General features: G+C 63.6%; 23 protein-coding genes. 3 read left to right on the top strand and 20 right to left on the bottom strand.

The window, feature by feature from the left end; genetic code table 11:
• Positions 1-14: 14 nt before the first annotated feature.
• The 5 genes from AC1DEK_RS23785 to AC1DEK_RS23765 form a co-directional block, all read right to left on the bottom strand.
• On the bottom strand, positions 15-149 hold the full coding sequence (locus AC1DEK_RS23785; RefSeq protein ID WP_478127760.1) for a DUF1289 domain-containing protein: 135 nt from the start codon (positions 147-149) through the stop codon (positions 15-17).
• 91 nt (positions 150-240) lie between these two features.
• A complete protein-coding gene (locus AC1DEK_RS23780; protein WP_478127759.1) occupies positions 241-1,077 on the bottom strand; it encodes an SDR family NAD(P)-dependent oxidoreductase in 837 nt (278 codons plus the stop codon).
• A 27-nt stretch (positions 1,078-1,104) separates the two neighbouring features.
• Positions 1,105-1,515 (bottom strand): carboxymuconolactone decarboxylase family protein, encoded by a 411-nt coding sequence (locus tag AC1DEK_RS23775; protein ID WP_478127758.1) that lies wholly within the window; start codon positions 1,513-1,515, stop codon positions 1,105-1,107.
• A 55-nt stretch (positions 1,516-1,570) separates the two neighbouring features.
• Positions 1,571-2,863, bottom strand: a complete 1,293-nt coding sequence (locus AC1DEK_RS23770; protein ID WP_478127757.1) for an MFS transporter — start codon at positions 2,861-2,863, stop codon at positions 1,571-1,573.
• Positions 2,864-2,939: 76 nt separating this feature from the next.
• A complete protein-coding gene (locus AC1DEK_RS23765; protein ID WP_478127756.1) occupies positions 2,940-4,001 on the bottom strand; it encodes a beta-keto acid cleavage family enzyme in 1,062 nt (353 codons plus the stop codon).
• A gap of 149 nt (positions 4,002-4,150) precedes the next feature.
• Here AC1DEK_RS23765 and AC1DEK_RS23760 point away from each other — a divergent pair, with 149 nt between their 5' ends.
• On the top strand, positions 4,151-5,152 hold the full coding sequence (locus AC1DEK_RS23760; RefSeq protein ID WP_478127755.1) for an AraC family transcriptional regulator: 1,002 nt from the start codon (positions 4,151-4,153) through the stop codon (positions 5,150-5,152).
• A gap of 268 nt (positions 5,153-5,420) precedes the next feature.
• On the opposite strand, the gene AC1DEK_RS23755 is transcribed toward AC1DEK_RS23760, so the two are convergent.
• From AC1DEK_RS23755 to AC1DEK_RS23715, 9 genes are all read right to left on the bottom strand, one after another.
• On the bottom strand, positions 5,421-5,543 hold the full coding sequence (locus AC1DEK_RS23755) for a hypothetical protein (RefSeq protein ID WP_478127754.1): 123 nt from the start codon (positions 5,541-5,543) through the stop codon (positions 5,421-5,423).
• A 166-nt stretch (positions 5,544-5,709) separates the two neighbouring features.
• Positions 5,710-6,021: an NIPSNAP family protein gene (locus AC1DEK_RS23750; RefSeq protein WP_478127753.1), complete on the bottom strand. Its 312-nt coding sequence runs from the start codon at positions 6,019-6,021 to the stop codon at positions 5,710-5,712.
• A 1-nt stretch (position 6,022) separates the two neighbouring features.
• Positions 6,023-6,751, bottom strand: coding sequence for an SDR family oxidoreductase (locus AC1DEK_RS23745; protein ID WP_478127774.1), 729 nt, complete (start codon positions 6,749-6,751; stop codon positions 6,023-6,025).
• Between the two features lie 28 nt (positions 6,752-6,779).
• The gene (gene kce, locus AC1DEK_RS23740) at positions 6,780-7,709 is read right to left on the bottom strand and encodes a 3,5-dioxohexanoate:acetyl-CoA acetone transferase (RefSeq protein WP_478127752.1); all 930 of its coding nucleotides are present in this window, start codon (positions 7,707-7,709) and stop codon (positions 6,780-6,782) included.
• Positions 7,710-7,734: 25 nt separating this feature from the next.
• Positions 7,735-9,492, bottom strand: coding sequence for a CocE/NonD family hydrolase (locus tag AC1DEK_RS23735; RefSeq protein ID WP_478127751.1), 1,758 nt, complete (start codon positions 9,490-9,492; stop codon positions 7,735-7,737).
• A gap of 33 nt (positions 9,493-9,525) precedes the next feature.
• Complete coding sequence (locus tag AC1DEK_RS23730) at positions 9,526-10,494, bottom strand: Bug family tripartite tricarboxylate transporter substrate binding protein (protein ID WP_478127750.1); 969 nt, start codon at positions 10,492-10,494, stop codon at positions 9,526-9,528.
• A 104-nt stretch (positions 10,495-10,598) separates the two neighbouring features.
• Positions 10,599-11,570 carry a LysR family transcriptional regulator gene (locus tag AC1DEK_RS23725; RefSeq protein WP_478127749.1) on the bottom strand — a complete coding sequence of 324 codons (972 nt, stop codon included), beginning with the start codon at positions 11,568-11,570 and terminating at the stop codon, positions 10,599-10,601.
• A gap of 145 nt (positions 11,571-11,715) precedes the next feature.
• Positions 11,716-13,362: an acyl-CoA synthetase gene (locus AC1DEK_RS23720; RefSeq protein ID WP_478127748.1), complete on the bottom strand. Its 1,647-nt coding sequence runs from the start codon at positions 13,360-13,362 to the stop codon at positions 11,716-11,718.
• A 57-nt stretch (positions 13,363-13,419) separates the two neighbouring features.
• Positions 13,420-13,839, bottom strand: coding sequence for a DUF1330 domain-containing protein (locus AC1DEK_RS23715; RefSeq protein WP_478127747.1), 420 nt, complete (start codon positions 13,837-13,839; stop codon positions 13,420-13,422).
• A 337-nt stretch (positions 13,840-14,176) separates the two neighbouring features.
• Between AC1DEK_RS23715 and AC1DEK_RS23710 the strand changes: the two genes are divergently transcribed.
• Positions 14,177-14,569 carry a hypothetical protein gene (locus AC1DEK_RS23710; protein ID WP_478127776.1) on the top strand — a complete coding sequence of 131 codons (393 nt, stop codon included), beginning with the start codon at positions 14,177-14,179 and terminating at the stop codon, positions 14,567-14,569.
• Between the two features lie 240 nt (positions 14,570-14,809).
• Here the strand turns inward: AC1DEK_RS23710 and AC1DEK_RS23705 are convergent, their stop codons facing one another.
• The 6 genes from AC1DEK_RS23705 to AC1DEK_RS23680 are packed head-to-tail and all read right to left on the bottom strand — an operon-like array spanning position 14,810 to position 19,478.
• On the bottom strand, positions 14,810-15,364 hold the full coding sequence (locus tag AC1DEK_RS23705; protein WP_478127746.1) for a hypothetical protein: 555 nt from the start codon (positions 15,362-15,364) through the stop codon (positions 14,810-14,812).
• 28 nt (positions 15,365-15,392) lie between these two features.
• On the bottom strand, positions 15,393-16,100 hold the full coding sequence (locus tag AC1DEK_RS23700) for a DUF899 family protein (RefSeq protein ID WP_478127745.1): 708 nt from the start codon (positions 16,098-16,100) through the stop codon (positions 15,393-15,395).
• 56 nt (positions 16,101-16,156) lie between these two features.
• Positions 16,157-17,407 carry an NAD(P)/FAD-dependent oxidoreductase gene (locus AC1DEK_RS23695; protein WP_478127744.1) on the bottom strand — a complete coding sequence of 417 codons (1,251 nt, stop codon included), beginning with the start codon at positions 17,405-17,407 and terminating at the stop codon, positions 16,157-16,159.
• The gene (locus tag AC1DEK_RS23690; protein WP_478127743.1) at positions 17,404-17,721 is read right to left on the bottom strand and encodes a non-heme iron oxygenase ferredoxin subunit; all 318 of its coding nucleotides are present in this window, start codon (positions 17,719-17,721) and stop codon (positions 17,404-17,406) included. The genes AC1DEK_RS23695 and AC1DEK_RS23690 overlap by 4 nt, the downstream gene beginning before the upstream one ends.
• A 19-nt stretch (positions 17,722-17,740) precedes the next feature.
• On the bottom strand, positions 17,741-18,211 hold the full coding sequence (locus AC1DEK_RS23685) for an aromatic-ring-hydroxylating dioxygenase subunit beta (protein ID WP_478127742.1): 471 nt from the start codon (positions 18,209-18,211) through the stop codon (positions 17,741-17,743).
• Position 18,212: 1 nt separating this feature from the next.
• Positions 18,213-19,478, bottom strand: a complete 1,266-nt coding sequence (locus tag AC1DEK_RS23680) for an aromatic ring-hydroxylating dioxygenase subunit alpha (RefSeq protein WP_478127741.1) — start codon at positions 19,476-19,478, stop codon at positions 18,213-18,215.
• 127 nt (positions 19,479-19,605) lie between these two features.
• Between AC1DEK_RS23680 and AC1DEK_RS23675 the strand changes: the two genes are divergently transcribed.
• Complete coding sequence (locus tag AC1DEK_RS23675; protein WP_478127773.1) at positions 19,606-20,520, top strand: LysR family transcriptional regulator; 915 nt, start codon at positions 19,606-19,608, stop codon at positions 20,518-20,520.
• Position 20,521 lies beyond the last annotated feature (1 nt).

Raw genomic sequence — 20,521 nt, 5'->3', positions numbered from 1 at the left:
TGCTCGTTCCACTTTCAAGATGTTGGGTTGTTGGAGTCATGCCGTTGCGCCGGCTGGGTGCCGCGGCGGCGTTGGAGTTGTGTTGCGAGATCGATGCGCTGCGACACGCTCATCCGGTCCCAGTGGGCGATCTCGGTGAGCGTTCTCATGCACCCCTGGCAATACCGGGCGTTCAGGTCCATCCTGCAGATATTCACGCAGGGGTTCGCGGGAAGATCGTGATGCGCCACGGGGTCGCGCTCAGATCACCGCGCCGCCATTCGGGCTGATCACCTGGCCCACGAGGTAGTGATCGCCCGCCAGATAGGTCACCATCGACGCGTACTCCGCCATCGTGCCCAGGCGCCCGGCCGGCACGACCTGCCAGAACTGGTTGCGCTTTTCCTCACCGGCGGCCTGAAAGTATTTCGTAAGCTCGGGAGTCGCCACGCCGCCCGGCGCCATCGCGTTGACGAAGACATTGGCGCCCGCCACCTCGGCGGCGACCGACTTGGTGAAGGCGATGACCGCGCCCTTGGTGGCGCTGTAGTGCGGGCTGTGCGCGCTCATCGCCGAGATGCCGGCAATCGACGCGATGTTGACGATCTTTCCATCGCGCTGCGGCTCCATCAGTTTGAGCGCTTCGCGGGTGCAATAGAACACGCCGTGCACATTGACGTCCCAGTAGCGATGCCATTCTTCGTCGCTCATGGCGCTGGTGAAGCCGAGCGACTGACGCGGCACCGGCGTAGTGATGTGGGCGTAGTGCTTGTTGCGGCGCTCGGCGTCGGCGGGCCCGCTCGGCACCAGTGCGGCATTGTTGACCAGGATGTGCAGCGTGCCGAAGCACTCGACGATGCTGCTGAACAACTGGGCGACTTCGCCGCTGGACGACACGTCGCAACGCAGCGCCAGGCACTGTGCGCCGGCCGCTTCGACCGCCCGCCGTGTCTGCTCCAGTGCCGGAATGTCGATGTCGCAGATCGCCACCCGCGCGCCAGCCTTGGCGAGGTCGATGGCGATGGCGCCGCCCAGCCCGCGACCGGCACCGGTGACGAGGGCGACACGCCCAACGAGATGCTGGCTTTGTCTTTGCATCGTGAGAGGTACCTTGGCCTTGTGCGTTCAGCCGGCCGCCTGGGCGATGGCTGTCCTGGCCTGTTCGATGGCCGCCAGTTCTTCCAGCAGGATCGGTGCCCCCAGGCTGCTGCTATGGATGCCGAGCACGCTCACCGCCTGCAGCACGGCATTGACCTCTTGCATGGTGGCGCCCAGTTCGAGCGCCTTGCGGATGTGACGGCGCGTGCCCGGCGCGTACATATGGGTGCACGACGCATCGACCGCAATGGCGATGAATTCCAGCACCTTCGGCTCGAGCACGCCCGACATGATCGGATGCATGCCCATCGCCATGAATTTCTCGGCCCATGCCGGGTCGAGTTCCGCGAAGGCATCCCAGGCCGGATTCCAGTTCCCGGTCGCGCGCAATTGGTCGCAGATCGGCGTGGTGCTGCTGCGGTTTGTCTCGTTGTTCATTTCATCATTTCCTTCATGGTGTCGAATTGTCAGATCGTCGAACGGGGCGGCGCATTCAGTGCGCCAGCGTCGGGCGTGCCGACCGGTCGAGTTGCGCTCGGCCCAGGCGCACCTGGCGTGCGGCGAGCCAGAACAACAGCCCGGCGCTGATGGTCAGGATGTCGGTCGCGAGCAGCACCGTGGTCAATGCGTGGGGGCTGCCGGCCTCAACCAGCCGGTCGCTCACCAAACCGACCGCCACGGTGCCGATCGCGAGGGCAAACACATTGATCAGCAGCATCGTGACGCCCGCGATGGTCGAGCGCATCTGTGCCGGCACCAAGCCCTGAATCATGGTGTTGGCCGGCCCATAGAGCGCCAGCGGCAGGAAGAAGCCTGCGCACATGCCTGCATAAAACAGCGCCGAACCGGGCGGCGCGAAGCGGTAGGCGATCATCAACGGCGCGCACGGCATGATCACCAGCACCATGAAGCTTGCATGGCCGCCCGGAAGGCGCTTGGCGAAGCGGTCGCTCATCACGCCGCCGACCACCGCGCCGAGCACGCCGAACACGATCTGCAACGCGCCGATGGACTTCGCGATACCGGCCGCATCGAAGCCGCGCTCGCGCACCATCCACAGTTGGGCGAATGAGAAACCCGCGAACACCATGTGCACCAGCACGAAGCCGACGATGGCGAATTGCAGGGCACGGTTGTGCCCGACCACCCCAAGCACTGCGCGCACCTGGGCAACAAAGGGCTGGCCCCGCTGCGGACCGGAATTCTTTTCGCGCCCTTGTCCGCGCTCCTCGCGCAGGAAGGCCAACGGAAGGGCGATCGCCGCCCCGACGATGCCGAGCACTGTGAAGGTCGAACGCCACCCGAGGCTCGCCCCCACCGTGCCGGCCAACAGGAAGCTCAGTCCGATGCCCAGCGGGATGCCCACGAAGAAGACGCCCATCGCCGTGCCCCGCCGCTTCTCGGAGAACAGCTCGGCCAGCAAGGCCACGGCAGCCGGGACAAGGGCTGCTTCGCCGCTCGCGACGAAGAAGCGCGCAACAGCCATTTGCTCAAAGCTCTGGGCATGCCCGGATGCCCAGGTGCAGGCGCTCCAGATCAGCACGCCGGCCGCGATGACCCTCGTTCGGCTGAAACGATCCGCCAGCGTGCCCATGAACATGGCCATGAAACCGAAGCTGAGCACCCAGACAGAGCCGACGAGGAATCCGTACTGCGCATTGCTGAGCGCCAGATCCTTGATGACCTGCGGCGAAAAGCCCAACAGCATGTTGCGGTCGATGTGGGCGAGCACGTGAATGACCAGCAGCGATGCAAGGACCGCGTTGGGACTTTTCTTCCAGAACATCATGTGTCTCCTTGGGGGATTCCGACTGCCGCAGGGACGCCGCGATACGCTGCCGCGGCGATCCCTGCGTGCTGACTCAGGCGACCTTGCGCAGCGGAACGCGGCTGTGGGCGGTCGCTGGCGCGCGGTTGGGCGGCATGCCCAGGCACCTGAGGGTCTCGTGGGCTGTTGCCCACTGGGTGCCGATCTGATAGATGCGATGTGCGTCTTCGCCCGTCGCGATGTCGCGGTTGAGTTCGCGGGCAATGCGCACCATCTTCTCGATCTGCTGCACCGAGGTCGCGCGTTCGCCGTCGGGTCCGAAGAGCGTGTCCTCGATACCGACGCGCACATGCAGGCCCAGCGCGATGGCCAGGGTGTTCATCGGCACCACGTTGCGGTTCAGGGTTTCCAGCGTTAGCACGGCGCCTTCGGGCGTGCGACGGGCGAACTCGATCATGTCCGCTGGATTCAGTCCTGCCGCGCCGCCGCCGATGGCCACGTAGTTGAGGATCAGCGGGCCGGTGTAGGCGCCACGCCGGATCAAGCGTTCGACCGTTTCCAGTTGCGTGAGGTTGCCCAGCATGAAATGTGGCTGGATGCCGTTGGCGACCAGGCGCCGGATGTGTTCGACATGCCAGGACGGATTGGACGGCACGATCATGTCGCGGTAGGCCGCCTGCAGTGCCGGGTTGGTGAGCGAGGTGCCAGCCACATCGGCTTCGGTCATCAACTCCATCACGTTCATCTGGTTGGTGTTGATCGCGACGGTGACCTGATCGGGCCGCGGATTCAGTTCGGCCAGCATGTGGCGCGTGTCGTCGTTCAGCCACTTGGCAGCCTGGCCCTCGCTCTCCGGTGCGAAGGAGATCGAGCCGCCAACCTGAAGGACCATCTTCGGAACCGCTTCGCGCAGCCGGGCAATCATCTCGTTGAACTTGGACAGGCGCTTGCTGCCTTTGCCATCTTCTTCGCGCACATGCACGTGGAGCACAGTGGCGCCGGCGTTGTAGCAATCGACGGCCTTCTGGACCTGCTGGTCGAGCGTGACCGGAATATCGTCCGAGTCGCCGGGCGCCCATTGCGGGCCGTAGGGCGCGACCTGGATCACGAGTTTTTCCTGGTTTTCAGGCAGCAGGGAGTCGTCTAGGAAATGCATGGTTTGTCGTCCTGGTGGGTTGTCGGTTCAGAATGAATTTGCTCGGTGCATGGTTGCGGTTCGGGCCAGGGAAGTATCGAGATCGCATGGATTTCGGTTTGACAAATCGCGACAATGGTTTTGCATATCGCGACACCGCAGGAACTCGGATGGCCTACTTGCTACGCAGCGCGAGCCTGACCAATTACGTCGAAGTAGCGCGATCGGTCGGACTCGACCCCTACCGGCAGTTGAGTGCCGCGGGCATCAACAGGTCGGTGCTGCTGGATCCGGACACCAAGATTCCGGCCGAGGCGGTGGGGCGCCTGCTGGAAGCGTCGGCGCAGGCGGCGGGCATCGATGATTTCGGGCTTCGCATGGCCGAGACCCGCGAACTCTCCAACCTTGGACCCCTTGGCTTCGTGGCGCGCGAAGAGCCGACGCTGCGCAAGACGCTCGCATCGATCGCGCACTACCTTCGGCTGCAGAACGAGGCGGTATTCCTGAGGGTCGAGGAGACGGAAGGCCTGGCCATCATTCGCGAAGACATGCTGGGTGGCTTTCCCGGATCGGTGCGCCAGGCGACGCAACTCATGCTCGGCGTCCTGCACCGGATGCTGAGGATCATTGTCGGCGCGGAGTGGAGGCCGCGCCGGATCTGCTTCACGCACAATGCGCCGGCCAGCCTCGCCGTCCACACGCGGGTCTTCGGCTCGGCGATCGCATTCAACCAGGACTTCGACGGCATCGTGTGCCTGGCCTCGGACCTCGACGCCGCGATCCCGTCCTATGACCCGGTCATGGCGCATCAGACGCGCCAATACCTCGACGCGATGCTGGCGCAGTCCAATGCCAAGATGTCCGACCAGGTCAGGAAGCTGGTCCTGGCGCTGCTTCCATCGGGCGCGTGCTCGGTGGAACGGGTGGCGCAGCACCTGGGGGTGGAGGCGAGGACCGTGCAACGCCACCTCGCGCAATCCGGCGAAAGCTACTCGTCGATCCTCGATGCGGTGCGCTCGGAACTGGTAACGCGCTATGTGGAAAGCAGCGATCGCCCACTGTCCGAAGTCGCGACGCTGCTGGGTTTCTCGTCCTCAAGCGCGTTCTCCCGATGGTTCGGGAGCCGCTTCGGCTGTAGCGTCTCGAAGTGGCGTCGCAGGCCGCCGGACTGAGACTGAGCGTTGCATGAACAACGTGATCAAGTCGAATCCATTTGCCATCTTGCAGCGCGACCGCAAAGCACACACATGTCGCCGATTGCCCATTTCTGTGGCGGTCAAGTGGTCAAGTGTGTCATCACGGCATCGTAGCGAACGGTCGCTTCAGAGAAAACCGTACAGCCGGTTCGGGCCCAAACCGGGCTTACAGCAGCCGGCAATGGAGCCCAGAAGCGGCCGTTGGGAGCTCACTGCACCTGCGCCGGCGGAACTTTGAAACCCGTCAGGGACCGCGATAGTCGGGCTGATCGGGCACGTGCGGGAAGGGCTTGTCATAGGGCCGATTGGCGTGGCCGAGCGCGAGATAGAGCACGCCGCCGTCGCCGGCCGGGCGGCGATAGAGCATCGGGCGATCGGCTTCCTCGAACTGGATGCCGCCGAACGCTTCGCCGCCCCAGCGCGTGTGGAGCAGCAGCGAGCCGCAGCCGCGCGAAATCGAAGTCGTGGTTGCGGCGGGGGCTGCCGCACACCAGCGCGGCGACGAGCGGGCGCCGCATCGCGTCCTGCATCGGCTAGGCCTCGATGAAAGGAGCCGGCATCAGAAGTCTGCTCTCCTGCCGGATGAATAGAGGAGCGACCTCCGCGACATACGCTTGCCACGCAGGGAGGTTGGCGAGCGCGGCGCGCCGACGCATCCGGTCCTCGAACGAACTGAATCCCCAAATGAAGATCACTTGGTTTAGGTCCCCGACTTCGGTCGTGTAGCACCCGGCCAAGTGCCCGAGCACGTCACACTGAAGCGACTTGCCTTTCTCTGCGTAGATGGCGAGGTAGTCCTTCAGGCGTGAGGGCGGCAACTGGTAGGTCCGCATCTCGAAGAGCATCTTATCTTCCGCCCGAAATGTCGATGACAGCACCATGTACGTACGACGAGCGTTCCGACGTTAGCCAGAGCACAGCCTCAGCGACTTCGGCCGCAGTGCCCGGACGCCGCATCGGGATCGTCGGCGCAACGCTTTCGATGAGCTTTGCGCCTCCGAACTCATTGTGCATTTCGGTGACGATGACACCGGGTCGAAGGCTGTTCACCCGAACGCCGAGCGGCCCGAGCTCCTTGGCGAGCGCGATGGTCATGCCGTCCAACGCGGCTTTCGTGGACGCATAGTGCACAAGCTCGGGCATGCCGCCATGACGTGCCGCGGCCGACGAGACGTTCACGATCGAGCCGCCTTCGCCGCCGCTGGTGCGGCTCATGCGCCTGACAGCTTCGCGGGAACAGTAAAACGCGGAAAACACATTCGTCTCGAAGATCCGCCGCAGCCTATCCTCGTCGATTTCGGTGATCGGGCACCGGCTACCGGAGATGCCGGCGTTGTTCACCAGCGCGGAGACAGGGCCCAATTCCTGGTCGACTTCGGTGAAGAGCTTCGCGGCTCCCGCGCTGGTCGACACATCAGCGCAGATGGCCACGGCCCTGCCTCCTTGACGAGCGATATCTCGCACGAGCGCTTCCGCGGCATCGCGATCACTCCGGTAGTTCACTGCGACCCCGTAACCCTCCTTCGCACCAAGGAGCGCAATCGCGGCACCAATACCCCGGCTAGCGCCGGTCACAACAAGCACTTTCGACACGTTCGTTCCTTCAGAAGTTGACGCCTGTGGCGCCCTTTAGCTGCAGGCGCTCGCGCGCCTCCTCGGCAGACGCGATCTCCAGCCCCAATCCTTCAATCAGCTTTCGCACGGCCCGGACCTGGTCCGCATTCGACTCAGCCAGCTTGCCGGGGCGGAGCCAAATGGAGTCTTCCAGGCCGACGCGCACGTTTCCGCCCATCGTTGCCGCCTGCGTCGCCACTCGCAGCTGCGCGGCGCCTGCCCCGATCACTGACCAGTGGTACTGGTCCCCGAACAGCCGGTCGGCCGTCCGCTTCATGTGCACCACATCCTCCGGATGCGTCCCCGCTCCTCCAAGGATGCCGAGGACAGACTGGATGAAGAGAGGAGCCTTCAACATTCCGCGGTCCAGAAAATGCCGCAGGTTGTAGAGGTGCGCGGTGTCGTAGCACTCGAACTCGAAGCGGGTGCCCGTCTCGTACCCGACCCGCAAGACGTGTTCGATGTCTTTGAAAGTGTTCCTGAACACGAGGTCGCGGGTGCTCTCCAGGAACGGAGCCTCCCAATCGAACCTGAAATTGCTGAAGCGCTCCAGCATGGGGTACATGCCGAAGTTCATCGATCCCATGTTGAGCGAGGCGACTTCCGGCTTGAAGGCGATCACAGGTTGAATGCGCTCGCTTACCGTCATGCCGGGCGCACCGCCCGTGGTGATGTTGATCACCGCATCGCATCGCTCCTTGATCTTCGGCAAGAACTTGCCGAATGCGTCCGGCGACTGGTCCGGGCGCCCGGTGACGGGGTCTCGCGCGTGCAAGTGGATGATGGCGGCGCCAGCCTCGGCCGCACCCACGGCTGCGTCCGCAATCTCCTGGGGGGTGATCGGCAGGTGGGGCGTCATCGAGGGCGTATGGACACTGCCGGTCACGGCGCAGCTGATGATCACTCGGTGTTGCTTCACGAAAATGGTCTCCTGGAGGGATGAATCACGCTCGAGGCGGGATCACGGGAAGAAGGATGGAAGACGGATGCGCCGGACCGGTATGGATCGTGACCCGCCCACCGAACACCGACCGCGGACGGTCCCGCTCGTCGTCATGAACGAACGCCCCACAGCCTCGCATCTCGTGTGTGGGGTGCAACGCCATCACGGGTGGGCCGGCGTATTCGAAGTCCTTGCCACGGATGCTCAGGGCCAGTCGGTAGCCAGGCGGCACCACGATGCTCGTCGGCCAGATCTCCACGTCGACTGGATAGACCTCGCCGGGCACGAGCGGGATGATCTCGTCGTGCGCATGCCAGGGCCGCCAGGGCTTCGAGCGCCCTGCGTCCAGCTTCCGGTGCGACGCACGCAGCCACCCTTGCGCGATCGGCGTGTTCGGGTCGTTGGCGCCTTGGAAGGTGACTTCCTTCATGTCGGGCGTGAATAGGCGAACGGTAAGAAAGAGATCCGCGTCGGTGGTCTCGGAGGAAACGTAGAGACGGGCTGCCAAGGGCCCCGTCACCTCGAGTTCGCTGGTCGAGGGCGGCAGCATGAACACCAGGCCTGGCCCGAGGGCCTCGTAGGTGACCGATGCGTTGTCCACCGGGACGGAACTGTCGAGGCCCGCATGCCCTGGCTCCAGGTAGTAATGGGTCCAGCGCGTGTCCGGAATGGGCCATGCCTGCTCCTTGCGCGCAACGAACCTGTCCACGTGCCGGATCTGCAGGTTCACCGGAGGTTCGGCGTCCCAGCCGTTGTTCGCGCCCTTCAGGAAGTGATCGAAGAACCTTTTCTGCAGGGCGACCGAACTGGCGATGTAGAACGAAGACCAGTGATCGCCGCCATGCAACTCAAGCCACTTCTGCTTCGAACTCGCTTGCGTGAACCCTTCGATGTTGCCCCGCAGATGCAGGCCGAGCCCTCCCCAATTGCCCGCCGAGAGAAGCGGCACGTCGACGGAGTCCCATCGTGCCGCCCGAGCCTCGAAATACGGATCCGGGAGGGGCCGGCTCGTCATCTCGTGTTCAAGGTCCACCCGGTTGGACCGGAGAGCCTCGTCACCCAGGGTCTCAGGGCCTGCAACCAGCTCACCCGTCACGCGACTGCGCGCACCGCGGTCACCAGCGCCGTGCTGGACGGTCACGACTTGGGGTCCGAACCAGGCCTTCCACAACGACGTGCAAGGGATGCCACCATGGCGCACGGCGTCCCGATAGATGTCGGCGGCGCCTTCCCAGACACAGATCGCCGACAGCGCCGGAGGACGGCGCGATGCAGTAAACCACTGGTTCACGCCGTAGTAGGAGATCCCGTTCATGCCGACTTTGCCGCTGCTCCATGGCTGTGCTGCGGCCCAGGCAATTGCCTCGCAAATGTCGCTGATCTCTCGCTCCGACCAGGGATCCAGCAGCCCGGGCGAGCGGCCGGCGCCGCGGCTGTCGACGCGGATGCACACATAGCCATCGCACACCCATTTCTCAGGATCCACCGTTTCCCAGTTCTGGTAGCGACCGCTGGATCCCTCTGCCACATCGGGATGGCTGCGGATCATGCCTTCCCAAGCAGCCGGATAGCCGTCCTGAAAGGCCAATCCCTTGCCGTAAGGGCCATAGCTGAGGATCACGGGGTAGCGCCCCGTCTCCACCGGACGAAACACGTCGGCACGCAGAACCGTTCCGTCATCCATGGTGATGGGGACGTCCCAGTCCACAACGACGGCGTCAGCGATCGCGGCAACTTCAGACTCGTTCATTGGTTTCATTGCGTTGTCCTTTGGCTTGTCATGTCGCGACTTTCAAATCTGGACGTTCAACGACTTGATAAGCGGCCGCCACTGCGCCTCGTCCGCTGCGACCTGGCGCGCAAATTCCTGCGGCGTGCTCGGGGTCGGTTCTATGCCCCTCGCAAGCAACTTCGAACGCACGTCCGTGTCGCGGAGATAGTCGCTCGCGTACAGCGCCCACTGATCCAGCACCGGACGAGGCGTCCCTTTCGGCGCAAACAACCCGAGCCACACTCCGAGTACCAACTTGAGGCCAGTCTCGGTCAATGTCGGGACATCAGGCAATTGGGACAGGCGTTCGTTGGATGCCACTGCGAGCGGGCGGACCTTTCCGGCCTTGATGAGGCCGCCGGATGACGCCACACTGTCGGCGAGGAAGTCGATCTCTCCGGCGACCAGCGCCTGCACGGCCTGCGGCGTTCCCTTGTATGCGACAGGCGTCGCTGTCGCGCCAACGGTCCGCAGGTAGAGTTCGCCAATCAGGTGCGACATCGAGCCAGGACCGATCGTGCCGTAATTCAACGTGCCCGGATTGGCCTTGAGCGCCTCGGCAAGCTCCTGCGCGGTGCGGTACTTGGAATCGGCCGGCACGATCAGCACCCCGTCCATCCGTCCAATGCCTGTGACTGGCTCGAAGTCGGTTGTGCCGCTGTAGGGGGACTTCATGGTGACGGCGGGTCCTGTCACGATCGAGGTCGTGGAGCCGTACAGCAGCGTGTAACCGTCCGGTGCGGCACGCTGGGCGAGTTGCGTGCCGATGGTGCCGCTTGCGCCGGGGCGATAGTCAATGACGAGCGGCTGACCCGTGGCCTTTTGCATCGAGCTGCCAATTTCTCGTACTTCCGCATCGCCCGGCGAACCGGCTGGGAACGGAAAGATGAGCGTTACCGGGCGGTGTGGATAGTCGTTGCTACCCTGCGCGTGCAGTTGGGTTCCCAGCATCGACGCGATCGATCCGGCGATCATGTTTCGCCTGTTCATACGACTGTCTCCTCTAGTAGTAATGTGACTTGAGGAGAGGTTAGCAACCGGGGCGATAGCGGCGGAAATGCTTTCTCGGCATGGAGCCCATGCCGATGCGGGTGTCACGTCAAAGGTGGCGGACCGCGCCCGTCCTCTGACGGCATGAACCCCTTCAGCCTGGCAAGTGGCCAGCGACCGGTGGACATCTGCTCGTGTGCAACTTGACGAAGCATGAGTTGCATGCGCTGGCCTGCAACGGACAATCCCTGTTCGCGACCTTTGATCAAGAGCCAGGAGATCACCAGGCCCTTGATGGGTGCCATGGAGATGGCGCCCCGCTCGAGCAAGTCGCTCCCGGAACACAGGGGCAGGGTTGTGAAGCCCAACCCTGATTCCACCGCCTTCAGCACCAGTTGCCGAGTGTTGACCTCCATCGCAACGTTGAGGCGCAAATTGCGCTCGGCCATCGCACTTTCAACGATCATGCGTCCCACATTGGGGCGGCTCATCGCGACCATCGGCCGATTGACGAGATCTTCCAGGGTCAATGGCTTGTCCATGGCAAGACCTGATTCGGGTGGGCCGAGCAGACACATTGGCTCTTCGATGAACGGGTAGGCTTCGAGACTGGCGAGCGGTTCGCCGGAGGAGACCACCGCCAAGTCGGCCTTGCCCTGTGCAACCATCGACCACGCGTCGAGGACTCCGCTTGAGCCTTCGAACACCCTCAGCAAGACATTGGGGTAGCTGGTCCTGAACCGCTGTATGACCGGAAATGCGAGAAGCTCCGACATGGACGGAGGCAACGCGATCGTTAGCACACCGCTAGGATCGCCAGACCGATCTCGAACCTCCGAGCGCACCCGATCGAAGTGCCGCAGCAGTTCGACGGCGCTCTCGCGAAGGCATTCGCCGGCCTCCGTGAGCGTGATGCCGCGTTCGGAACGGTGTAACAGCGTCGCGTCGAGGTCTTCTTCGAGCGAGCGCATCTGGCGCGACAGCGCCGGCTGGGCGATGTGCAGGACCTCCGCCGCGCGCGTCACGCTGCCGAGTTCGGCGATTTGGAGAAAGTAGCGCAGCTGCCTGACGTTCATGGCTTCCCAAAAGCCGTGCCTCGGTGGCGCCGAAGTGGCGACATTGCGCTCCGATGGCGCGATCTGAGACGGGGCCAGCAGCAGTCTACTCTGCAGCAGCTATGGCGGACCGGGGTAGGCCCCACCGTCCATCGACGTTACAGGCTCAGATGTCGATTGCCGCAGCCGAACCGGCCCGCTTGCGCAGCTCGAACTTCTGGATCTTGCCGGTCGAGGTCTTGGGCAGCTCGCCGAACACCACCGCCCTGGGCACCTTGAAGCCCGCCAGGTGCTTCTTGCAATGCGCCACGATATCCGCCGCCGTCACCTGGGCACCGGCCTTCAGTTCAACGAAGGCGCAGGGGGTTTCGCCCCACTTGGCGTCCGGCTTGGCGACAACGGCGGCGGCCAGCACGTCCTGGTGGCGGTACAGCACGTCCTCCACCTCGATGGAGGAGATGTTTTCGCCGCCCGAGATGATCACGTCTTTGCTGCGGTCCTTGATCTTGATGTAGCCGTCCGGATACTGCACGGCCAGGTCGCCCGTGTGGTACCAACCGCCGGCAAACGTTTCAGCCGTGGCCCGTTGGTTCTTCAGGTAGCCCTTCATGGTGATGTTGCCCTGGAACATGATTTCGCCCATGGTCTCGCCATCCATCGGCACCGGCTTCATGGTCTGCGGGTCCAGCACGCGGGCCGAGCGCTGCAGGTGGTAGCGCACGCCCTGGCGGGCGTTCAGGCGCGCGCGTTCGCCAATGTCCAGCGCGTCCCAGGCCGCGTGCTTGGCGCAGACAGTGGCCGGTCCATAGACCTCGGTGAGCCCGTACACGTGGGTCAGGTCGAAGCCCAGCCGCTCCATGCCTTCGATCATCGAAGCAGGCGGCGCCGCGCCGGCGACCATGGCCTTCACGCCCTGAGGCAGGCCCTTCTTCATCTCGTCAGGCGCATTCACCAGCATGCCGTGCACGATCGGCGCGCCGCAGTAATGGGTCACGCCATGGCGCTTGATCGCGTCGATGATCGCGCCGGCCTCCACCTTGCGCAGACAGACGTTGACGCCCGCGCGCGCGGCGATGGTCCACGGAAAGCACCAGCCGTTGCAATGGAACATGGGCAGCGTCCACAGGTACACCGCATGCTTTGGAAGGTCCCACTCCAGGATGTTGCTGATGGCGTTGATGGCCGCGCCGCGGTGGTGGTAGACCACGCCCTTGGGATTGCCCGTGGTGCCGCTGGTGTAGTTCAGCGCGATGGCGTCCCACTCGTCTCCGGGCAGCTGCCAGGCGAACTGCGGGTCGCCCTGCGCCACGAACGCCTCATAACTGGTGCTGCCGATGCGCTCCGCCGCGCCCGTGAAAAGCGTGTCTTCCGCGTCGATCACCAGCAGCGGCCGCTGTTCCTTGCGCAACACCAGCGCTTTCTTCACCATGCCCGCGAACTCGGCATCGACGATCAGCGCCTTGGCCTCGCCGTGGTCCAGCATGAAGGCGACGGTCTCCGCATCCAGCCGCGTGTTCAGCGCATTGAGCACCGCGCCTGCCATCGGGATGCCGAAGTGCGCCTCGACCATGGGCGGCGTATTGGGCAGCATCACGGCCACGGTGTCGCCCTTGCCAATGCCGCTATTGGCCAGCTTACCGGCCAGCTGGCGGCAGCGTGTGTATAGCTCGCTCCATGTGCGCCGCAAGTCGCCATGGATGACCGCGGGCCGGTCCGGGTACACCTCGGCTGCCCGTTCAATGAACGACAGCGGCGACAACGGCGCGTGATTGGCTTCGTTGCGCGGCAGGTCCTGGTCGAAGATGCCGGTCATGTCTTGTCTCCTGGTGCGATCCGGTTTTCCGGTGTGGCTGTAGCGTAGTCCTGGGCTTCAAGAAGTAAAGCCTTCCACGAACACGAGTTCCGAGCGCGCGCCCCCGTGTCGACCTCGGACGATCGCCTGATACTCCGGAGACCGATACCAGGCTTGCAAATCGTCCATCGAAGGGAATTCGATGACGACGAGCCTCGCGGGCTGCCAGGACCCTTCGACGACCTCGGTGGCGCCGCCACGGACAAGGAACCGTCCCCCGAACTTCGGCAACGTCCCGGCCGTATGACGTCGATAGGACTCGTAAATGTCAGGCGTGTGGACTTCGATATTCGCGATGCAGTAGGCGGGCATGGTGTCTCGGTGCAAATGCCCGGGAGCATAAAAGCCGTTGCCGTCGGCGCGGAAATGCCGCCTCGGCATGACGGCGATGCCGTCTCGTTTGCCAACCGCGGCATGTCCGTCATCCCGCGACTGCATTTCCTGGACTGCGAGGTCCTTTCTATGCTCAGTTCGCTGGCAACCACCTAAACCAGCATCATGCGCCTGGGGATCGCTGCAGGTGCGTCGTATCGCATCGGTTTGCAGCGGCGCATTCCTGCTGGCCGCAGCGAGGCTGCTCGACGGCAAGAAGGTCGCAGCCCACAGAACTCGGCAAAGGCCACTTGAGGGCGCTCACGCCCCCATCAATCTCATCGCCTTCATCGCCAGAGCAGCAAGCGGTGCGCAGCCAGTGGCGCGCGAGGCCGCATTAATCGATTGGCAAGACGCTGAGGCCGGCCTACATTGGTCTTCCACTCACCAAGGAGATCGCAACATGCCCATTCGCATCGCATCGATGACTCACCGCATCGCGAAGAACGGCGCGATGCTTCACAAGGCCACGATGGACCGTGTCCACTCGCTGGGGGCGGACCACGAGCCGTCCGAAGCCGAACAAAAGCTGGCCGAGGAGCGCCGCCTGCTCAAGGAGGAGCGTGCGAAGCGCCAAGCGCAGGCGCTGCTGCCGAGGGCGAAGGCCATCGACAAGTTGGTGAGAACGCATCACCCGGAGGCCAAAGAGAAGCCGAAGGAAAGAAAGGAGCCTAAGGAAGCCAAGAATTCCAAGGCTGGCAAGGCGCACAGGCCCTCGCGGGGCGAGAAGCACGCCGCGCAGGCGGCGGCGCTGCAGGCCGCGAGTAGGGCGCCGAAAAAGACGACGAAGACATGAAGACGCGCTTTGGCGCCCCCGGCTATTCGATCCCGCTCAGGCAAGCAGACGGCAGCGAGGTGTTCGAGGAGGTAAGCCGCAGCGACACGAGAAAGAAGGAGCCGTCGACAAGGGCCGCGGCGCGAGCATTTCGACAGTCGCAAGCGCCAAGACCCGACGCGCAAGACACTCGGCCGGCTCATCTTGCGTCCGCCAGCAAGGCACATGCCATCCGCCTGCGCCGGGCTGCTCACGCCCCGGCTATGCGCGCCGACGCCACGAAACGATGCGCCGGACTCGCCGGAGCCAGGACGGCCAGCCGTTGGTCCGACCGATGGCGACCGCCCGAAAGATGGCGCGATGCTCTTCCAGGGCCATGTTGAGTGCGTGCAGGTTGCGCTCGTTGTAGGCCCAGGTGCCGGAGACGACGATGAGCCCCGATTGCGCCGGCGTGACCTGGACATTCGTCGCACCGATGCGCTCGACGGCCGCCACGCGGGACGCCGCCTGAAACGCCGGATCTCCAACGCCCGGCATCGGGCGCGAAGACGCGAAACGGATGACCTGGACCTGCGGGTAATGGCGAGTGATATAGGCGCAGGCTTCGTAGAACAGCAACGCGCCGACGTTTCGCGGCTCGCCCTGCGTCACGGACGTGGGTGCGAAGCTTCCGAAGTACACCTCCGTGCCGCCATTGCCGAAGCGCACCGGATCGACGCGACCCAGAAACAGGCGGCCGGCGAACATCAGCATCGGCTGGCCCAGTTGATAGGGAGCGCCGCCGGGTCCGATGATCTGTATCAGCTGAGATGCCATGAAGCCGAAGCTTGCCTTATTGGGCCTCCTAATACTGGAGCTTCGGATACCAGTCGGTCCCGCGTCCGCCGGGCGTCAGGTCCAGGATCAACCAGAGCGGGGCGATGTCTGGCGCGCCGCGCGGATCCTGGCCGGGGTCGGACATCTCGCCGGTCATTTCAGACGCCCAGAACAGCCGGACCTTGTCGCCGTCGCGCTTGAACACGATCAACGCCGGGTATTCGCTTCCGTCCGGCTGCAGCACGCCGATGTCCTTGGCATAGTCGTCGCCGACCGTCTGCACGAAATTCAGGTCACGCCAGCCCCGCTCCTGTGCGAAAGCGTACTGCCGCCCGACGGGCGAACGCCCGAGCACCTTGAGCGCGACACGCTGCTTGATGTCGGCTGCGTTGCCGTTCAGTGCCCCGAGCAGGTTGGTACACATCGGGCACGGCCGCTCGCGCTGCGGTCCATACATCCAGAAGTAGGTGACGAGCGTGTCCTTGTCGCCGAAGAGATCGATCAGCCCCGCCTCGAATCCCTGTTCGTCCTTGAAGCGGTAGTCCTTGTCGATGACCGGCCCCGGCGGCAACGCCTGGCGCTGCTCGACCATGCGCGTCATGTGACGACGAAACTCGATCTCTTCGGCCAGCAGCGCTTCTCGCGCAGCATCGTATTCGGCGGACGAGCCCGGGAACGGTCTCTTTGCCTTCTTCGCCAGAACGGCGGCGGGGATCAGTGTCTGCGTCTCTTGCATGCCTTTGCTCCTTGTCTGCAAACAGGAGTATGGAAAAGAACGCTGATTCCAACAAGTCAGTGTGCCTGGACCTTTGTGAGTGGCACGCCAGGGTTCGCCAGTCGGCTCGCATCGACACTTGCGCGAAGCTCGATCAGGCGTCGCGCAAACCGCAAGTCCTTTGCCGAATTGGGGCCCATCGCCGCAACGACCCTGTCTCCATCGAGAAAGAACATGACGAAGCTTTTGGAGTCCCGGTCGCCTCTCACCACGACCTCGTGAGCGGGCGAGGGCACACCAAAGATCTGCAGATTGATGTCGTACTGATCGGACCAGAACCAGGGCAAGGGCTGGTGATTCACTTCAATGCCCAGCGCTGACCTCGCGGCAGCAATCCCTTGCTCCTGCGCGTTTTGCCACGACTCGAGCCGCATCCGTCGCCCGGCCCAATCGCAGTGCCAGTTCGCTACGTCGCCCGCGGCGAAGATGTCGGCATGCGACGAGCGGCACTGCGCGTCGACCACGATGCCGCCGTCGCAGTCCAGTCCTGCTTCGCGCGCGAGTTCGTCGTTGGCGATCAAGCCCACGCCAATCAGCACGGCATCGCATGCGAGCCGGCGACCATCGACCAAAGCGGCCATCAAGCCACCTTGCGGCGCGGGCATCAACTGCTCGACGCCGGTGCCGAGCTCGATGTGGACACCGTGCGAAGCATGCAGTTGGTGCAGATAGCCCGACATCTCCGGCGGGACCGTGCGTTCGCACAGGCGGCCCGTCGCTTCAACCACCGTCACATGCATGCCTTTGTTCTTCGAAGTCGCGGCGACTTCGAGACCGATCCAGCCACCGCCAACGACGAGCAAGCGCTTGCCTGGAGACAGAGCGGCACCCAACGCCTTTGCATCCTCGATGCTCCGCAGAGTGAAGACGCCGGGCAGATCCGCGCCGGGAATGCTCAGTCGCCGCGCGCGACCGCCATTGCACAAGATGAGCTTGTCGTATCCGACGGAATATGGGATGGAATCTCCCCGCGACAGGTGAAGCCGCTTGGCGGCCTTGTCGATGAAAGTCGCGCTGACGTTCGGCCGCCAGTCGATGTCCAATGCGTCGAATGCCTCGGTCTTCATCAGATAGGTGCTCTCCGCGGCTGCTTCGCCCGAGAGCACGGCCTTGGACAAAGGTGGACGCTCGTACGGCCGATGCGGCTCGTCGCCGATCAGGACCACGCGGCCTTTGAAGCCCTCGGCACGCAAGGTCCGCGCAGCCCATCCGCCAGCCTGTCCGGCGCCGACGATGGCGATGGTCTCCGCGACAGTCTCGGCGGTCATGTCAGCGAAAGGAACACCCGGCCGGCTTCGATCCTGACCGGGTACGAACGGATCGCCTCGGTGACGGGCGCGCAGGTGGGTTGCCCATTGCGCACGTCGAACTTGCCCTGGTGCAAGGGGCATTCGATCTCATTCCCCTCGAGGAAGCCTTCGCACAGCCGTGCATGGCCGTGGGTGCAGATGTTGTCGGTCGCGAAGATCTCGCCATCCACGCTGTAGAGCGCGATGTCACGCCCGTCCACCACGATGCCAATGACATCGTCGACCGGCACATCGTCCACGGGTGCGGCATCGGTCCAAAGCTGCTCGTTCATGTCTGCTCTCGTTATGTTCTTAGAGTGGATAGATGACGGAGTTCGGGATCATCTCGCTGTCGTAGATGACGAGTCGCGACTCGAACTTGAGGCCCTGTTCGGTGCGCACGACGATGTCGACATATCGCCCGACATTGAAGACCGACGATAGCTCCGAAAGCTTGGTGCGAAACACGGCGTAGTTGGCCTCGCATTCGAACCGGCCGGGCTCCGACTTGCGCACGACCGGCGCACCAACAACGTGGCGCTGGTAGTAAGGGTCGTGGAACAGCGTCTCCCGAATGCCATAGACGCGGTCCTTGAGCATTCCCTTGCTCTCGAAAGACAGCGTCGCAAGTGGAAAGCCTCTCTCGAAGTTCTCTCGCGGCTGCAGTCGATAGGTGCAGTCTTCAGTAAAGAACTCGGGCCAGAGTTCCCAATGGCCGGAACTGACGGCGCTTGCGTAGTCGGCATAGAGCTGGTTCAGCTCGAAGTAGTCTCTGAAGTCCATCTCATGCCTCCATGACTTTGCGCCAGTACTCGTACATGCCGCGAATCAATGTCTCGGTGACCATGTGGTCGGTATCGCCGACCTCACGCCCGCCCAGTTCGGCCAGGGTTCGATGAAATGGCTTCTGCTCGAAGCCCTTCTGCGAAAGCTCGATCACTTCGCCGTCATCCGCCGAGACGAATCCCGCGGGCCCGAAAAGATTGGCCTGGCGAAGGCGGCGCTTGGTCATCACTTCGTCGTCATCCTCGAACCCGAAGTGCGTCCAGACGAAGTCGAAGCTGCCGGGCCCGCTCGGCTGGATGTGCCGCGTCGAGACACTGTTGACCTGCTGCTGCAGGATCACGCTCGGGAACAGCGTCATCATGACCGCGGTCGGGCCGCCCCACCAGGGCTCGGGCACGATGTCGAGAAAGCGGTCGTCGTTGAGCTGCATGCTTTCCTTGAAGCTCGATACCTGCGTGACCTGGTCCGCCTTGCCGCTCGCGCCGCGCGTCGAGATCATCGCAGCGTGCCGGTGGTGCGCGTCCATCTTCAGCTCCGACTTGTTGTCCGCGCGCCAGAGCCCGAAAGTCACGAACCAGGTGTGGAGCAGTCCTGGGTGGTAGGGGTCCTTGATGTTCTCCTGCATCAACTTCCAGTTGCCTGGAATGCGCTGGCGGTTGTAGCCGAGCAGCTTCAGCTTGCGGCCATTGAACAGCCGGTCGAAGTAGCCGAGGATTGCCGGACCCATGAAGTCTTCGAGCGATTCGACATCGTGATCGAAAGAAGCGAAGACGACACCGCCACGGGTTGCGACTTTCAGCTTGTTGAGCCCGTGTTCCGCGGGCTTGAAGTCGGCCGGCATGCCGCCGTTGACCTTACCGTCCTGCTTGACCCCGCGCCGGAAAGGCACGCCCTGCAAGTCGCCCTTGAGCGTGTAGTTCCACTGGTGGTAGGGGCAGGTGAATCCGCCATCTTTCTTGTTGCCGTGCCGCTCGCGGCAAAACTGCATGCCGCGATGCGCGCACACGTTCTCGATCACATTGATGGCGCCTTCGGCGTCGCGGACCATGATGACGGAGCGCTCGCCGATCACCGTGCGCGTGAAATCACCCGCGTTCGGGATCTCCGCTTCCAGGCCCACGTAGCACCAGTGGCCCCGATAGAAGAACCGTTCGAGTTCGCGCCGATGCTGGTCGGCCTCGGTGTAGGCCATGAAGGGGATGCGGCTCGTGCCTTGGTCTTCCCAGTGGATCTTCTGGGGGAAGACGGCCGATGTGTCGTCCATGCGTGTCTCCTTGTGTCGTGCGGCTTGTCGCGCGGTTCAATGATCGTCAAGGCATCGTCATCGTTCAATAGAATACGGCGAATAGTCTTTATTGATTTGGCGAATGTGAATGTGGATGTGAATGATCATGGAGCTCAAGGACATCGATCTCAACCTCCTGGTGGTTTTCAATCAATTGCTCATTGACCGCCGCGTCTCCAAGGTTGCGACCAGCCTTGGGCTTTCGCAGCCCGGAGTGAGCAATGCGCTGGCGCGGCTGCGCAAGCTCACCGACGACCCGCTCTTTCTGCGCACGCCCAAGGGCATGGAGCCCACGCCTTTTGCCCAACAGCTCGCGGAGCCCACGGCGCGTGCGCTGCAGGTGATTCACGCGGCCATCAATCAGCGCGCGAGCTTCGACCCCGCCACTTCGACGCGCGCTTTCACGGTCGGCATGACCGACATCGGAGAGATCTACTTTCTCCCCAAGCTGATGAAGGAGCTGTCGCGCGTGGCGCCGGGCGTCTCGCTGAGCACCGTGCGCAACGCGGCAGTGAACTTGCAGGACGAGATGGAAGCAGGGCACGTCAGCCTCGCGATCGGATTGCTGCCGCAACTCAGGGCCGGCTACTTCCAGCGTCGGCTGTTCAAGCAGCACTATGTCTGCATGTTCCGGCGCGGTCACGCGCTCGACAAGCGCTCCATTTCCCTCGGCGAATTTTCAGCGGCCGATCATGTCGTGGTGATCTCGGAAGGGACCGGCCATGGGCAGGCCGACGAACTCCTGAGGCGCAGGAACATCGCACGCAAGGTCGTGCTCACGGTGCCGCATTACGTCGCGGTCGGGCACATCCTGCATGACTCCGACCTGGTTGCGACGGTGCCCGAACGCCTCGCGCAGGCGCTGGTGGAGCCCTTCGGCCTGTCATACGTCCGCAATCCCGCCAAGCTGCCGGAGATTGCGATCAGCTTGTTCTGGCATGGCCGTTATCACAAGGACCCAGCCATCACATGGCTGCGGTCGCTGATCGTCCGGCTGCACGGCGAAAGCCCGCCGGCTTGAG

It is taken from the genome of Variovorax sp. 10N420 (assembly GCF_056394705.1).
The sequence above is the reverse complement of the archived record's forward strand: the minus strand, read 5'-3'. Positions and strand labels throughout refer to the sequence as shown.